Origin of the sequence: Nibribacter ruber, assembly GCF_009913235.1 — a bacterium.
GTDB classification, from domain to species: domain Bacteria; phylum Bacteroidota; class Bacteroidia; order Cytophagales; family Hymenobacteraceae; genus Nibribacter; species Nibribacter ruber.
In genome coordinates, this window is the sequence record NZ_CP047897.1 from 4,288,218 (window position 1) to 4,303,051 (window position 14,834).

Here is a 14,834-nt window from a genome sequence, read left to right on the forward strand (position 1 = left end):
TTCAATTATACTAATCATTTCCTTTGTATCTTTGCCCCGATTTGCAGAGTTGGATACACGTGAGCGAAAAGACACAAGGATTGCGTAGTTTTTTAAAAAGTAAATGGGTGCATTTGGTGGGCTCTGCTGCTGAATTTCCCATGGAACAGCGCGTGTACAACACCTTTTGCCTGATTACCATTCTGGGGGTGGCCTACAACATTCCCTTTAATATTATCACGGGCTTATACGGTCCTTTCTTTGTCACTATCTTTTTGTTGGGATTGGTGACGTTCGCGTTTTACCTGTCTCGGTTTAAAGGAAGATACATCCTCAGTTTTGCCATCTTGTCCATATCTATACATGCGGGGCTAGGCATCAACTATTTTTTCAATGATGGCATCACCGGGCCTACGCTGGTGTTGTTGGCGCTTTTCTTTTTCCCTATTCTGGTGGTGGCCACCAAGAAATACTACTGGCTCTGGACCACAATGAATGTAGGTTTGATTTTAAGTCTGGCCCTGGCAGAGTATTACTTCCCAAATCTGATTGTTGGCCGTTACCTCACCCGCGAGACGCGTTTCATTGACATGATCACTACTTACCTGATTGTGATTCTGCTCATACGGGTGTGTACCGTCTTTCTTTTAAACCACTACAACCGCGCCCGCCTAGCCACCGAAGAAGCCAACAAAGCCTTGCAGAAGCTCAACCAGGAGAAAACCAAGCTGTTGTCCATCATCTCGCATGACCTGCGCGCACCGCTGGCCAATATTCAAGGGTATTTGCAGATTTTGTCCCAGGCAGAGATTCCTCAGGAGCAGCGCCTTCAAATAAATAACCAACTCCTGCAGAACACCCAAACCACGCTGGACATGCTCACCAACGTTCTGGCCTGGTCTAAAAGCCACATGGACGGCGGGCAGAAGTCCCTGGATTCAGTGAACGTGCGCCAGGCACTTTCTTCTACCCTGGAACTCTTCAAGGACATTGCGCACCGCAAAGATATTGCCCTGGCGTATACCCTGGAGGAAGATGTTCAGATCATGAGCGAAGTGGGATTGTTGCAGTTGGTGGTGCGCAATCTGGTCAACAACGCCATCAAGTTCACTAACCCAGGCGGGGCTATTTCCGTCAGCGCCGTGAAAAACGGTGACAACTTGTTGCTACAGGTCAAAGACAGCGGCAATGGCCAACCAGCCCTGCTCTCGCCAGACATCTTCTTGCTGAACAGTGGCACATCGTACGGCACCCACCAAGAGAAAGGCGTAGGTCTGGGCCTGGTGCTCTGCCGCGAGTTTGTCGCGTTTCAGAAAGGCCGCATCTGGTTTGAAAGCCACCCGGTGTCTGGCGTGAGTTTCTTTGTGGAGGTGCCTCTGGTTCCGGCAGAAAGAACGGCAGTTGCTTCTGCCGCTTTCGCGGAAGTGGCTTGATATGCGTTTTTAGGCTGTTTTTCAGAAAATAGCCTAAAAACGGAGTAGCTTTTTAATACGATTGCGGCTAGGCCTTGCGCCGATAATGGTGTTGCATTGGGCTAATGACCAGAACCGCCTTTCAAATGCTCTGTTCTTTTACCCAACGCAGATTCTCCCCTTGAGGATTGCCCAAACGCGAGTTTGAGGCAGCGCGCGCAGCTCAATAGAGGGGTGTTTACACTGGCAGATGAAATGCTCGCCTCACCCTTGGAGACGAGGGACTAACTCGCGACTCAGGACTGGCACAGACCTCGTAGTGTGTGCAGTTCCTACGAGTGTCTTCAACCGTTTTCCGCCTATTTCCCAGAAAATAGGCCGAAAACAAAGGAGCCTTGCCAGAAGTATGCCGGCAAGGCTCCTTTGTTTTGGTAAAGGGAAAAATAGGGCTATTCTACTCGCTTGCTGGTCACGTAGAAATTAGGGTCTACGGTGATTTCGGCGGGCTTTCTGGTGACGGAAGCGTTCTTCCAGGTGGTGGCGGTGGGTTTAATCCATTGGGCTTTGCCGTTGACCAGGACTTTAACGGGCATGGAGAAGGTGTCTAAGCAGTTGGTCCAGCGGTAGGAGAGTTGGTTGCCGTTGAGCTTGTATTCCAGCACCGGTATGCGCGTGTCACGCAGGTACTGGTCAAAGAAGCCAGTCAGGTTCTGGCCGCTTTTCTGTGCCAGGTACTGTTCAATTTGGGCGCCGGTGACGGTCTGGTGGTAGAAGTCCTGGTTGAGGCCGCGTAGGATTTTACGCCATTTCAGGTCATTGCCTACTAGCTGCCGGACCATGTGCAGCATGTTGGCGCCTTTGGAGTACATGTCTCCTGAACCGGCGTAGTTCACTCCGTATTTGCCCACAATGGGACGGTCATTCCGGATGCCTTTGCGGGTGCCAATGACGTAGGCGCTGCTGGCCTCTTTGCCGTAATGGTAGTCTACAAAGATGTTTTCTGAGTAGGCCGTGAACGCCTCGTGCACCCACATATCGGCAATGTCCTGATAGGTGATGTTGTTGGCAAACCACTCATGCCCGCTCTCATGAATGATGATGAAGTCAAACTTGAGGCCCCAGCCGGTGCCGCTCAAATCTCTGCCCAGATAGCCGTTCTGGTACTTGTTGCCGTACGTCACCGAGCTTTGGTGCTCCATGCCCAGATACGGCACCTCCACCAATTTGTAGCTGTCTTCATAGAACGGGTACGGGCCGAACCAATGCTCAAACGCCTGCAACATGCGGGGCACGTCTTTGAACTGGACTTTGGCTTTCTCCAGGTTCTCAGGCAATACATAATAGATGCAATCCAAAGGGCCTTTCTCGCCGGGATATACTTCAGAAAAAGACACATAATTGCCCACGTTCACATTCACGCCGTAGTTGTTGATGGGATTGGTGACCGCCCAATGGAAGGTTCTGGTACTGTCTGCGTGGGTTTCTACGTTGCGGAGCCTTCCGTTGGAGACGTCCACCAAGGGCATGGGCACGTTCACGCGGATCAGCATGCTGTCGGGCTCGTCATACATGTGGTCTTTGTTGGGCCAAAAGAGGCTGGCGCCGCCGCCCTGCACCGAGGTGGCGATGAAGGGATTGCCCTGCGCGTCGTGTTTCCAGGTGACGCCGCCGCTCCAGGGCGGGTTCACGCTCACCTGCGGCCAGCCACTGAAATACACGTCAAGGGAATACGTGGCCCCCACGGTCTGCGGCTGTTGCAGTTGAATAAACCAGGCGTTGCTGTCCTGGCGCACTACCAGGTCCTGGCCGTTCTGGGTGACGCGCTCAATGCGCATGGGGGCCTGCAAGTCTATCTGAAGCGTCTGGTGCGGCTGCAGCACTTTGTAGGTGACCTTGTTCATGCCGGCAAAGGTGCTGTCCTGGGGATTTACTTTTATGGAGAGGTCATAGTGCGTCAAGTCCCACCAGGCGCGTTCTGGCGTGATGGAACCGCGCAAAGTGTCTTGCCGGGTAAACGTGGGGGACGTGGTTTGGGCCAGGGCGAAAGACGCGGTCACTGCCCAAAGACAGGCGGTAGCCACACATAGACTTCTGATAAAGGAGGTTTCCATAGAAAAACATTTGCCAAAAACGGGAGATACTAAGGTACGTCGCAAATTGAAATTTACACATCCTAATGCCAAGAAGAAGATAGACCACTACCTATCACCAACCGCCTCCTCCTCATGGCCCTTTCAGAAAAACGCATCAGGCGATAAATACCAGTAGGAGAGGGCTAGACCTGTCCACCTGTGCATTGCCCGCTTCTTTTTTTTCCTATGCATGCGAAGTCATCCCCCTACCCCCTTAAAAGGGGGACGGCATACGTGTTTTTTGTAGAGACCAGTCATTGCCTTGTCTCCCACGCATTGCCTTCTTTTGCTGGGTTTTACCAACTCTGCCTTTTCTTTCATAGGAAGGGAGGTTTTGTATCTGTTGATGTAGACACCCCCCTTCGCCCCCCTCAAGGGGGGAATCTGCAACTTGAACCGTCCATAGCGCTGATGCTCGTCTGGGCAACCCTCAAGGGGGAATCTGCAGTTAGCCTCCGTTATAGGTTGCTGGAAATTACCATCATCAACCAACAACCAGCAACCAAGCATCAGCAAATAACAATTAGCAACCAGCAACCAACAACCAGCAATCAACAATTAACAATCAGCAATCAGTAACAACCTTCGTTTTTGGCAGGTTTTCTGGGAAATAGCCCAAAAACGGAGCCAGAGCAGAGAAAAGCGTTCTACTATTTTACGACGGGCGTTTACGTTTTAGTTTGACTGGGTACTAACAGGCGTGAACCAAGGCTTCTAAAACGGCCGCGGTTCCTGCTTTTTTCTGTAGTTTTAAAGCCATTCCATCGTCCTGCGTCCTGTATGAATTTGTCTGTCCTTACCATCAAACAAAGCCTCAACAAAGCCTACCGCCTGCTCAAGTCCAAACGCACTCACATGGAGGCGTTTAAGCAGAACCTTATTACGCTACTGGGGCAGATAGACGAAAAAGAAACCGAGGAGAACGTGAAGATCCACCTCATGGACTTCCTCAAGAACACCTGGTACAGCCCAGACTTTCTGGTGGCCACCAAAGGCAAGACAGACTTTGTGCTGCACACGGGCAAAGACGCCAAAAGCCCCAGCGGGGTGTTGGTTGAGGTAAAGCGGCCCAGCAACAAAGGGGACATGGTCACCCAGAAAGACCTCAACAAAAAGGCCCTGCAGGAACTGGTGCTGTATTACCTGCGCGAGCGGCATGACGGCCACAACACAGACCTGAGGCACCTGGTCATCACCAACATTTATGAGTGGTTTGTCTTTGACGCCGCCGAGTTTGAACGCGTGTTTGGCAAGAGCACGCAACTCAAGAAAAGCTATGAGTCCTGGAAAGCCGGGCAGAAGGTAAGCACCAACACAGACCTGTTCTACAAAGAGATTGCCAAGCCGTTCATAGACCAGCTCACCGAGCCGCTAACGTTCACGTACTTTGACATACGCGAGTTTGAGAAGCCTTTGCGCAGCCAGAGCCTGAAGGATGACAACAGCCTCATTGGTTTGTTCAAGATTCTGAGCCCCACGCATTTGCTCAAGCTACCCTTCACCAATGACAGCAACAGCCTGGACCGCGGCTTTTACGCCGAGCTCCTGCACCTCATTGGCCTGGAAGAAGTAAAGGAAGGCAACAAGAAGCTGATCAGGCGCAAACCGGTGGGCAAACGGCAAGCGGGCTCTTTGCTGGAGAACGCCATCATCAACATTGAGTCTGAAGACCTGCTCAGCAACCTGTCCAGTCCCGGCCAGTACGGCGCCACGCAAGAAGAACGGCTCTACAACGTGGCCCTGGAATTGTGCATTACCTGGATTAACCGCGTGTTGTTCTTGAAGCTGCTGGAAGCCCAATTGATCAAATACCACCGCCAGGACCACCAGTTTAAGTTTTTGAACTACGCCACCATTCCGCAGTATGATGAATTGAACAAGCTGTTCTTTCAGGTGCTGGCCAAACGGCCCCAGGAACGCTCTGCGCCGGTGCAGCAGAAATACGGCAAGGTGCCCTACCTTAACAGCTCCCTGTTTGAGACCACAGAGATGGAGCGCGACATTATAAGAATGAGTTCTCTGGATGACCTGGTGACTTTGGATTTGTACCCCGGCACCGTCTTGCGCAACGCCCAGAACAAACCGCTCACCGGCCACCTGAACTGGCTGGAATACCTGCTTCGGTTTTTAGATGCTTATGACTTTGCCTCTGAGGGCCGCGAAGAAATACAGGAAGAAAGCAAGACGCTCATCAACGCGGCCGTGTTGGGGCTCATCTTTGAGAAGATCAACGGCTACAAAGACGGCTCCATTTACACGCCCGGTTTCATAACCATGTACATGTGCCGGCAGGCCATCAGGCTGGCGGTGGTACAGAAGTTCAAAGACGCGTACGGCTGGCAACTGGACAGCTTTGACGACCTCAAGAATTACCTCGCAGACCACAAAGGCACGGCCAAAGTACTGGAGTTCAACCAGCTGCTCAACGGTCTGCACCTCTGCGATCCTGCCGTGGGTTCTGGCCACTTTCTGGTGAGCGCGCTCAATGAGCTCATTGCCTGCAAGGCAGAACTGGGTTTGCTGGCAGATGCCAAAGGCGTGCGCCTAAGCGATTACCAGGTCACGGTAGAAAACGATGAACTGCTCATAACCCACCGCGCCACCGACGATCTTTTTGAATACACCGTGCAACCTGCCCCGCACGGCAAGGGCTTTAAGATAGACTCAGAAACCCAGCGCGTGCAGCAGACGCTCTTCCATGAAAAGCAGACCATCATTGAGAACTGCCTGTTTGGTGTAGACATCAACCCCAACTCGGTGAAGATCTGCCGGTTGCGGCTCTGGATTGAACTGCTCAAGAACGCCTATTACGCGCCGCTTTCTGCTACAGAAGATGGAGCGGGGCTGGCCAGTGCGGTGTGCTACGCCCAGGAACCCGGCTTACGTGATGGGTTTGCCCAAGCCTCTGCGCCCACAGAACTGCACCTGCAAACCCTGCCCAACATTGACATCAACATCAAACAGGGCAACTCCTTGATTAGCCGCTATGCATTGGACGCAGATTTGGGCAAGGCGCTCAAGGGTGTGAAGTACAGCGTAGAAGAGTACCGAAACTACGTGCAGACCTACAAAAATACGCACAACAAAGACCACAAGCGCGAACTGGAGCAGATCATTGGTCGCATTAAGGCAGATTTCAGGACGGAGATCACCAAGACGGACCCCAAGCAGCTTCGGCTGAACCGCCTGAACGGCGAACTGGTCAACCTCACCACGCAGTTGGGCGTCTTTGAACCCAGCGCCAAAGAAAAGAAAACCCGCAAACTGCAACAGCAGAAACTGGAAACCGAGACGGCCAAACTACGGCAGGAGATTGAGGACATCAAGAGCAACGCCATCTACAGAAACGCCTTTGAATGGCGCTTTGAGTTCCCCGAGGTGCTGGACAACGATGGCAACTTTGAAGGCTTTGACGTGGTTATTGGCAACCCGCCGTACATTGATATTAAATCAATTGATTCTCCAGAATTAATTAAGGCCTATTTTGAAAAGTTCAAGGTGGCCGAAAATAGAATCAATTTGTATCCACTTTTCATTGAGCTGAGCTATGGAATATTGAAAAATAAAGGGGTGTTTTATTTTATAAACCCTAATTCAATGTTAATGAATTCTTCATATGATAAAACTAGAAACTTATTATATGATAATGTTAGAGAAATAATAAAGCTTCCAGATAATATTTTTTCTGATTCTGATGTGATAGTTGAAACTATTATATTGTCCTTTCAGAAAGAACTTTATTTTGATAAAGCAAAAATTGTTACTTTTAAAAGCAGCGACAAGATATCTTCATTACAAGATTTAATATTTAATTATGTAGATAAAGATTCTTGGAATTCCTCGGATGGAATAAAATTTAATTTGTACGCTTCTTTTGAAATTCAATCAATTTTAAATAAATCTTTTATTTTTACTAAGCCATTAGGTAGTATTTCAGACTTCTCCTTAGGTATCACACCTTATGATAAATATAGGGGGCATTCTCCATCAGTAATTAAAAATAGGGAATTCCACAGCATTACTAAGATTTCAGATGATTACGAACCTTTGATAACGGGTGAGAATATAAAGAGATTTATTGTAGACCCAACGCCCAAAGAATTTATAAAATATGGAAGTTGGCTTGGTGCACAAAGGGAAAAAAGATTTTTTACCGAGCCAAGGATTATTGTGCGGCAAATTGTTTCAGGAAATCCGTTAAGAATTTATGCCGGTTATACAGATTTGCCACTTTTCTTTACTCAAATTGGATTTTCAATAATTCCAAAAGAAGGCTTCGGTCCAAAGTATATTACAGCATTGTTGAATTCTAGCCTTATTAATTTTATTCATAAGTATTTGTATCTGGACGTTGAAAAGGATTTGTTTCAAAAAATTTTGATAGAGAATTGTAAAAAATTGCCAATTAAAGAGGCAACAATTGATAAACAAATTGCATTAGAAAGTCTCGTCAACCAAATCCTCGCCGCGAAGCAGGAAGATGCGCAGGCAGACACCTCGGCGTGGGAGCGGGAGATAGACCAGCGGGTGTACCAACTCTATGACCTCAGCCCCGAGGAGATTGCCCTGGTAGAGCAAGGCTAAGGCCCTGCACCAACCCAAGAGTAAGGAGAGAGATATACAGATGCGTTTTTGGCTTGTTTTCCAGGAAACAGGCTAAAAACGCATTTTCTGTTTCGGGGCGCGGCGGGCGGGCTTGGCGGGGACCGGGCCGGCGCGGGGCGGTGGCTTATCCTTCTGGCCAGAAACCTCGTTCAATACAGCAATCACCTTTTCCTATCCTTACTACCATGAACTACAATCTTTTCAGTGATACGGGCGTGCTGGTGTCTGAGCTGTGCCTGGGCGCCATGACCTTTGGCGGCGGCGAGAACGCGGGCATCTGGGCCCAGATTGGCCAACTGCCACAACAAGACGTCAACCGCCTGCTCACCACCTCCCTAGACGCCGGCATTAATTTCATAGACACCGCCAACGTGTACAGCTTCGGGCAGAGTGAGCAACTGCTGGGCGCGGGCCTCAAGCAACTGGGCCTCAAACGTGATGAGCTGTTCATAGCCACCAAAGTGCGCGGCAAAATGGGCGAAGGCGTGAACCAGCAGGGCCTGTCCAGGTACCACATCTATAAGAGCGTAGAAGACAGCCTCAAGCGCCTGCAACTTGACCACATAGATTTGCTGTACGTGCACGGCGTAGACCCTGCCACCTCTGTAGAGCAGATTGTACACACCCTGCATGACGTGGTCATGACCGGCAAGGTGCGCTACGTGGGCGTCTGCAACTGGCCCGCCTGGATGGTCATGAAAGCCTTGGGCATTGCCCAACAGCGCGGCTGGCATGCGTTTAAAGCCATGCAGTACTTCTACACCCCCGCCAACCGAGATTCTGAATTAGACCTGCTGCCCCTGGCCCTGGACCAGAACCTGGCCTTCATGCCCTGGAGCCCGCTGGCCGGCGGTTTCTTATCCGGTAAGTTCACCAGAGACCAAACCAGCACCGGCGGCCAGAGTAGGAGAGACACCTTTGACTTTCCTATCATTGACAAAGAGAAGGCCTATGACATCATTGACGTGCTCCAGACCATAGGAGAGAGCTACAGCGTCTCGGCCGCCGAAATCACCCTGGCCTGGGTACGCCAACAGCGCGGCGTCACCAGCACCATCATAGGCGCCAAGAAACCAGAGCAGCTCACCTCCAACATTCACTCCACCACTATTGAACTGACCGTAGACGAACTAGCCCAAATCAATGAAGCCAGCCAGTTCCAACCAGGCTACCCCCATTGGATGGTAGAACGCCAAACTGCCGGCAGAATGCCGGAAAAGTCCTGAGTTTTGAGTTGCGGGTTTTGAGTCGCGAGTCAGTGAACACTAGCAAAGACCGTTTTTCCCTCGCTCGCCTCTGGCGAGTGTGAGTTTGTTGGTGGCCTCTGGCCGCTGTTTTAAAATGTAGCTACCTGCCCCAGCGGCGGGACGCCGTTTACAAGCCCACACTCGCCAGAGGCGAGCGAGGGATACGTTTTCTATAGCAAATGAAGTAGGTAACCACCCCCAGCAGTACTTGCCCATGAGTGAATTTAGGCGTACCTCTCCAGATGAAACCTATTTTATCACCTTGACGGTGACCGGCTGGATAGACGTGTTTACAAGAGCCGTGTACAAGGATTTTCTCATAGAAAACCTTGCCTATTGCCAGAAAAAAGAACACCTGGACATCTTTGCGTATGTGCTCATGAGCAACCACCTTCACCTGGTAGCCCGCCGTCCCGAAAAAGATTTAACTGAATTGCTGGGAAGGTTCAAGAGCTATACGGCAAAAAAGGTGTTGGCTGCCATAGAAGCGCATCCTCAAGAAAGCAGAAAAGAGTGGCTGTTGCACCAGTTTCAATTTTATGCCCGGCAGAAAGAACAATATAGCCAATACCATTTCTGGCAGACCACCCACCACCCTGTTCTGCTGCATACGCCAGCGCTCTTACAACAAAAAGTAGACTACATCCATCAAAACCCGGTAAAGGCCAGCATTGTCACAGAACCAGAATACTACGTGTACAGCTCAGCTTGTCCAGATAGTCCGCTAAAAGTGGCAGACCTTTAACGTGCCTTGCTTCCTTTCCCTCCTTCCCTCGCTCGCCTCTGGCGAGCGTGCGCTTGTTGGTGGCCTCTGGCCGCTGGGTGGGAGTAGCTACATTTTCTACCAGCGGCGGGACGCCGCTTACAAGCACACACTCGCCAGAGGCGAGCGAAGTGTTCACAGCAGGCAACGCCGCTCTCTGGACATGCTCGTACGTCTATAGCGCTTCGTTTTTAGGCTATTTTCCAGAAAACAAGCCAAAAACGAAAATCAGAACAATCCTTATCTTTGAATCAAGCCAAACCACAACCATCCAACACCATGATCACCATTTACCACAACAACAGATGCTCTAAAAGCCGAGGCGCGCTGGAACTGCTGCAAGAAGCGGGCAAAGAAGTAGAAGTGAAATCTTACCTTACCCAGCCGCCCACGGTGCAGGAATTGCAAGAGGTGTTAGCCAAGCTGGGGCTGGGGCCAGAAGACATCATCCGGAAAACCGAGTCGCTCTACAAAGAACAGTACGCCGGCAAACACCTCACGCAGCAAGAGTGGCTGCAAGTGCTGGTAGAAAACCCCATTTTGATAGAGCGGCCCATAGTAGTCAACGGCGACAAAGCGGTGATTGCCCGCCCACCCGAAAACGTGTTTTCTATTCTCTAAAACCGGCCCCCATAGAAGGAGCCTCGTCTGGTGACGGCAAAGCCTCTGCGTCTGTGGGTGCCAGAGCAGGCTGTACCTGCAAATCATGCCGGGAGAGAGAACGCACCGCCAACACTACGCTCAGGACGGTAAGTACAGACCCCAGCAAGAAAGGCGCCCCCGGGAAATACAAGGGTGCCTGGTCATGCGTGAAATAGGCAAACATATACGTCATGAGCGGAGGGCCTACAATAGAAGTGGCGCTCACCAAGCCCGTGAGGCCGCCCTGTAGTTCTCCTTGCTCATTGGCGGGTACCTGCGTAGAGATAATGCCCTGGATGGCCGGTCCGGCAATGCCGCCCAGGCAGTAGGGCACCAGAAAGGCAAACATCATCCAGCCCTTGGTGGCAAACGCGAACAGCAGAAAACCCAGGGCGTACAGCGCCAGTCCCAGGTACACAGAGCGTTTAGGACCCAGCCACGGGTTAATCACCCGTATGAGGCCGCCCTGCACAATGGCTACAAACAGTCCCACCGCGCCCAGAGAATAGCCCACCCACGCCTCGTTCCATTGAAACTTCTCCATGACGTAATACGCCCAGGTGCTTTGGGTGGAATGAGCGGCTATGTACACAAAAATGAGCGAGCCTACCAAGCCCGCAATCACCGGGTAGCGCTTTAACTGCAGCAGGGAACCTACCGGGTTGGCCCGTTTCCAGTGGAACGGCCGGCGGTTTTCTGGGGCCAATGACTCTGGTAAAATGAAATAGCCGTACAGCCAGTTGAGCAAGGTAATGCCGGCCGCAGCGTAGAACGGAACACGGGCGCCAAACTGTCCCAGCAACCCGCCAATCACGGGCCCAATGATAAAGCCCAACCCGAAGGCCGCGCCCACCATCCCAAAATTCTGCGCCCGTTTCTCTGGCGTGCTGATGTCTGCAATATACGCCGTGGCCGTGGTCATGCTGGCGCCGGTTATGCCGGCAATGATGCGGCCAATGAACAACCAGCCAATGTTAGGCGCCAGGGCCAGCAGAATATAGTCAATCCCAAACCCGAAGAGGGAGAAGAGCAGCACCGGCCGTCTGCCAAACCGGTCAGACAGGTTGCCCAACACCGGCGAAAACAGGAACTGTGACACAGAGAAGGCAAACATGAGCCAGCCCCCGTACAAAGAGGCCTGGCTTAAGTCACCGTTTATGAGTTCTGCAATGAGTTTGGGCAACACCGGAATGATAATGCCAAACCCTATCACGTCTATAAGCAAGGTGACAAAAATGAAACCCAGCGCTGCTTTCCTGTTGCCCAACATAGTATTCTTCTTTCCTGCAAAAATAGGAGTTCTGCCAGCGCTATGCTATAGGTAGGATTAGAAATAGCACTCAGTTTATAAAAGCATTGCATTTAACGGCAGTTTGGTAGGGTTTGACCGGAGAAAAGCCCCGTTCGCCTAATAAATAGACGTTCTGCTATATAAAGCAACATCTTTACATCACTTACACAAACAACCAGACCTTCACATGAAAAAGTTAGCACTCGCCTTTGTACTTTTATTGACTGTTGCCTCAACGTCTAACGCAGGCACGGTTGCTTCTGCCACCTCTGTGACCGCCGGTACGCTGGCCCGTGAACTGGCCAACTTTCTTCAGTTGAATGAGTTGCAGTACCTTAAGATAAAAGGATTTGAGTCTGTAAAGCTAGAAGCCATCAAAACCGCCGAAACCTCTTTGACGGGTGATGCCCTGGCTAAGCAGTTGGTGGCCATTGAGTCTACGTTTGCCGCCTCTGTGTTAGAAATCCTGACGCCCGCTCAGCAAAAAGCCTTTGTAGGGATGAAGTCCATGCTGGCCACTGCGCAAGAGACCGCCGTTAAATAAATTCTAAGCGCTCCACATCATAAAAAAAGGAAAGCTCCTCTTGGTAAAGAGGAGCTTTCCTTTTTGGGTACTCTGCAAAAGGTATGACGCTTTTGCCAACTGCAATCTAAGGTGTGAGGGTCGCGGGCATGTATAGCACCGCCACCAACCTAAGAAAATCCCCCCTCTACCGGACAGGCCAAGCGGAGGATCTGCTAAGAGACTTGACTGTCTACAGAGAATCTATCCAGGATTTCACTTCGTGTTTTCCCTTGCCAATTTTCTGCTGCAACTTCCCGATCCATTCGTCTTCCTGACCTTCGTCATAAGCTAGATCGTCATCAGACAAGTCTCCGTACGCTTGCTTCATTTTGCCCTTAATCTCATTCCAGTTACCGCGGGCTCTATATTCTTGTTCGTGCATGGCTTTTCTATTTATAAGGTTACATATAGATATGTAATAATATACGCAAGCACGGTGGTAGAAGTTGGCCTTTTGGGCAAGAACAAACTCGGTAATTTACACGGTTTGTACGCTAGGTGAAACCTCCTTTACGTAAGGAGCCAGCGTGGTAGTGAGAACAGGTTGCCTTATTGAAAGTTACGCATTTTTTTCAAGAATTCCCGCAGGTGCAGGGGCTCTTCCAAGACCCGTATTTCCAGGTCCAGCTGGCTTAGTTCGTCCTTCAGCTCTTTCTTCACTTTCCTGAATTTGAGGTCCATCTGGCGCTCTGTGCCGGCAAACCGCTGGTAAAAGTTGGCCTGCGGCCCCGTCTGGAAATGCTGCAGTTCCCGCTCCAGTTCCTGAATTTGGTCATGGAGCAGTTTTAGGTAATACTGCAGCTGGTCTTCAGGTACTTGGTCTAAGTGGGCTTCTTCCAGGTGCAGGAACTCCATCTGTAGCCGTAGCAGCTCAAAAAAGTCATCCTGGTTGTAGGCGATGGTCACGCGCTTCATGGCTTCTTCTTTCCAGAGGCGCGTCTGTTCATCCCGTTCCTTATCTGGGTGCAGGAGTTTGACCAGCGTGGTGTAAATCTTGCGGCTGGCTTTGGTGAGCGAGGTCAGCTCCAACTTCAGCTCTGTGGCCTGGGCTTTCTTCTTCTTGGCCTGCTGACGGGCTTTTTGCTGCGCTTCGCGGCGCTGCTGCTCCTGAACTTGCCATGCGTCATAGTCGTCTGGGTCAGGGGCCTGTTCTGGAGCATCGGGTACTTCATCCTCTGCTGTAGACACGGCGCTGGCCGCCTCTGGATTATACTGCGCATACAGGTCTTTCAAGTCATGGGCACCATAGGTGTCTATGAGGTCGAAGGCCAGTTTCTCAATCAGGTAGGCAATTTTCTCTTTTTCCTGCTTCTGGAAGAACTCCAGATGGTACGCCCGGTCCAGCAGCCGCACAAAAGCCGTTCTTTTCTCCACCAGTTGCCGTATGAGCGGCTGCACTTCTTTCTGCACCCGCACCTGCGCCGCCGCCAAAGAAGCCCGCTGCTGCGCCAGCTGCTCTTTGAGGAAGTTGATTTTGGCTACGTGCTGGTTGAACTCCTGCTGCTGCGGAGTAGTCCCCGAGGTGCTTAAACCCGTGACGGTAGGGAAGTTCTCTTTCGCAGAGGGTTTGCGTTTGGCCATGGAGCAAGGGAGGTTAGAAAGGTTCTTGGTTTACTGAGGTGTAAAGGTACTGGATTGCGGTTTGTTTTGGCTTTTCGTTTTTAGGCTGTTTTCTGGTAATTGGGCTGAAAACGGAGTTTCTATTCCTAAGAATTTTCTTTGAAAAAGGAGCGTATTCGTCTCCCTTTGAAGGGGGTAGGGGGATGATATGCGAGTCCTGAGTCTATAGCTCTATCCTAACATGGACTCTCCCCTTGATGATTGCCCACACGTGAGTCTGAAGCAGTGAGGATTCTCCCCTTGAGGATTGCCCAAACGAGAGTTTGAGGCACCGTGCGCAGCTCAGTAGAGGGGAGTTCACCCATGCTGGTCAAAACCCAAGCCGTTGTTGGTGTTTACACCAAAAAACAAGTTACCTCCTAACACCTTTTACTACCATCTTCTTCTTTCATACTTCCTGCCCAGGTTTGTCACTTTTCTCCTTGATGAGAAAAGTAACCAAAAGAATCAAGAGCCCCCGAACTCGCTGCCGCTCAGACAGGCGGGGTCTCATCTTTCTGCACTTGGCTGATGTGATTCGTTTTATAGCTGGCTTATGACTTTGCCATTTGAAAAGACACTACTTGCTCCCTGCCCAT

At 50.8% G+C, this 14,834-nt stretch carries 10 protein-coding genes; 6 read left to right on the forward strand and 4 right to left on the reverse strand.

Annotated elements, in window-relative coordinates; genetic code table 11:
* Nucleotides 1-59: 59 nt before the first annotated feature.
* Nucleotides 60-1,412: a sensor histidine kinase gene (locus tag GU926_RS18120; protein WP_160694414.1), complete on the forward strand. Its 1,353-nt coding sequence runs from the start codon at nt 60-62 to the stop codon at nt 1,410-1,412.
* Between the two features lie 428 nt (nt 1,413-1,840).
* On the opposite strand, the gene GU926_RS18125 is transcribed toward GU926_RS18120, so the two are convergent.
* Nucleotides 1,841-3,502 (reverse strand): M1 family metallopeptidase, encoded by a 1,662-nt coding sequence (locus GU926_RS18125; RefSeq protein WP_160694416.1) that lies wholly within the window; start codon nt 3,500-3,502, stop codon nt 1,841-1,843.
* Nucleotides 3,503-4,303: 801 nt separating this feature from the next.
* Between GU926_RS18125 and GU926_RS18130 the strand changes: the two genes are divergently transcribed.
* The 4 genes from GU926_RS18130 to arsC all read left to right on the forward strand — a co-directional run bounded on the left by GU926_RS18130 (nt 4,304) and on the right by arsC (nt 10,759).
* On the forward strand, nt 4,304-8,107 hold the full coding sequence (locus tag GU926_RS18130; protein WP_160694418.1) for a type IIG restriction enzyme/methyltransferase: 3,804 nt from the start codon (nt 4,304-4,306) through the stop codon (nt 8,105-8,107).
* Between the two features lie 206 nt (nt 8,108-8,313).
* Nucleotides 8,314-9,354, forward strand: coding sequence for an aldo/keto reductase (locus tag GU926_RS18135; protein ID WP_160694420.1), 1,041 nt, complete (start codon nt 8,314-8,316; stop codon nt 9,352-9,354).
* Between the two features lie 235 nt (nt 9,355-9,589).
* Entirely contained in the window at nt 9,590-10,120 is a 531-nt protein-coding gene (locus tag GU926_RS18140) for an REP-associated tyrosine transposase (protein WP_160694422.1), read from the forward strand.
* Nucleotides 10,121-10,417: 297 nt separating this feature from the next.
* Complete coding sequence (arsC, locus tag GU926_RS18145; protein WP_160694424.1) at nt 10,418-10,759, forward strand: arsenate reductase (glutaredoxin); 342 nt, start codon at nt 10,418-10,420, stop codon at nt 10,757-10,759.
* Here the strand turns inward: arsC and GU926_RS18150 are convergent.
* On the reverse strand, nt 10,749-12,050 hold the full coding sequence (locus tag GU926_RS18150; protein WP_160694426.1) for a TCR/Tet family MFS transporter: 1,302 nt from the start codon (nt 12,048-12,050) through the stop codon (nt 10,749-10,751). The two genes, arsC and GU926_RS18150, sit on opposite strands and share 11 nt — an antisense overlap.
* Nucleotides 12,051-12,258: 208 nt before the next feature.
* Here GU926_RS18150 and GU926_RS18155 point away from each other — a divergent pair, with 208 nt between their 5' ends.
* Nucleotides 12,259-12,615, forward strand: coding sequence for a hypothetical protein (locus tag GU926_RS18155; RefSeq protein WP_160694428.1), 357 nt, complete (start codon nt 12,259-12,261; stop codon nt 12,613-12,615).
* Between the two features lie 211 nt (nt 12,616-12,826).
* Here GU926_RS18155 and GU926_RS18160 read toward each other — a convergent pair whose 3' ends face one another.
* Both GU926_RS18160 and GU926_RS18165 read right to left on the reverse strand, forming a co-directional pair.
* Nucleotides 12,827-13,018 carry a CsbD family protein gene (locus GU926_RS18160; RefSeq protein WP_160694430.1) on the reverse strand — a complete coding sequence of 64 codons (192 nt, stop codon included), beginning with the start codon at nt 13,016-13,018 and terminating at the stop codon, nt 12,827-12,829.
* 167 nt (nt 13,019-13,185) lie between these two features.
* Nucleotides 13,186-14,217, reverse strand: a complete 1,032-nt coding sequence (locus GU926_RS18165) for a J domain-containing protein (RefSeq protein ID WP_160694432.1) — start codon at nt 14,215-14,217, stop codon at nt 13,186-13,188.
* Between the last annotated feature and the right edge of the window lie 617 nt (nt 14,218-14,834).

Coding starts and splice junctions, on each gene's coding strand:
- GU926_RS18125 (WP_160694416.1), bottom strand. CDS start 3,502: ATGGAAACCTCCTTTATCAGAAGTCTATGTGTGGCTACCGCCTGTCTT.
- GU926_RS18130 (WP_160694418.1), top strand. CDS start 4,304: ATGAATTTGTCTGTCCTTACCATCAAACAAAGCCTCAACAAAGCCTAC.
- GU926_RS18135 (WP_160694420.1), top strand. CDS start 8,314: ATGAACTACAATCTTTTCAGTGATACGGGCGTGCTGGTGTCTGAGCTG.
- GU926_RS18140 (WP_160694422.1), top strand. CDS start 9,590: ATGAGTGAATTTAGGCGTACCTCTCCAGATGAAACCTATTTTATCACC.
- arsC (WP_160694424.1), top strand. CDS start 10,418: ATGATCACCATTTACCACAACAACAGATGCTCTAAAAGCCGAGGCGCG.
- GU926_RS18150 (WP_160694426.1), bottom strand. CDS start 12,050: ATGTTGGGCAACAGGAAAGCAGCGCTGGGTTTCATTTTTGTCACCTTG.
- GU926_RS18155 (WP_160694428.1), top strand. CDS start 12,259: ATGAAAAAGTTAGCACTCGCCTTTGTACTTTTATTGACTGTTGCCTCA.
- GU926_RS18160 (WP_160694430.1), bottom strand. CDS start 13,018: ATGCACGAACAAGAATATAGAGCCCGCGGTAACTGGAATGAGATTAAG.
- GU926_RS18165 (WP_160694432.1), bottom strand. CDS start 14,217: ATGGCCAAACGCAAACCCTCTGCGAAAGAGAACTTCCCTACCGTCACG.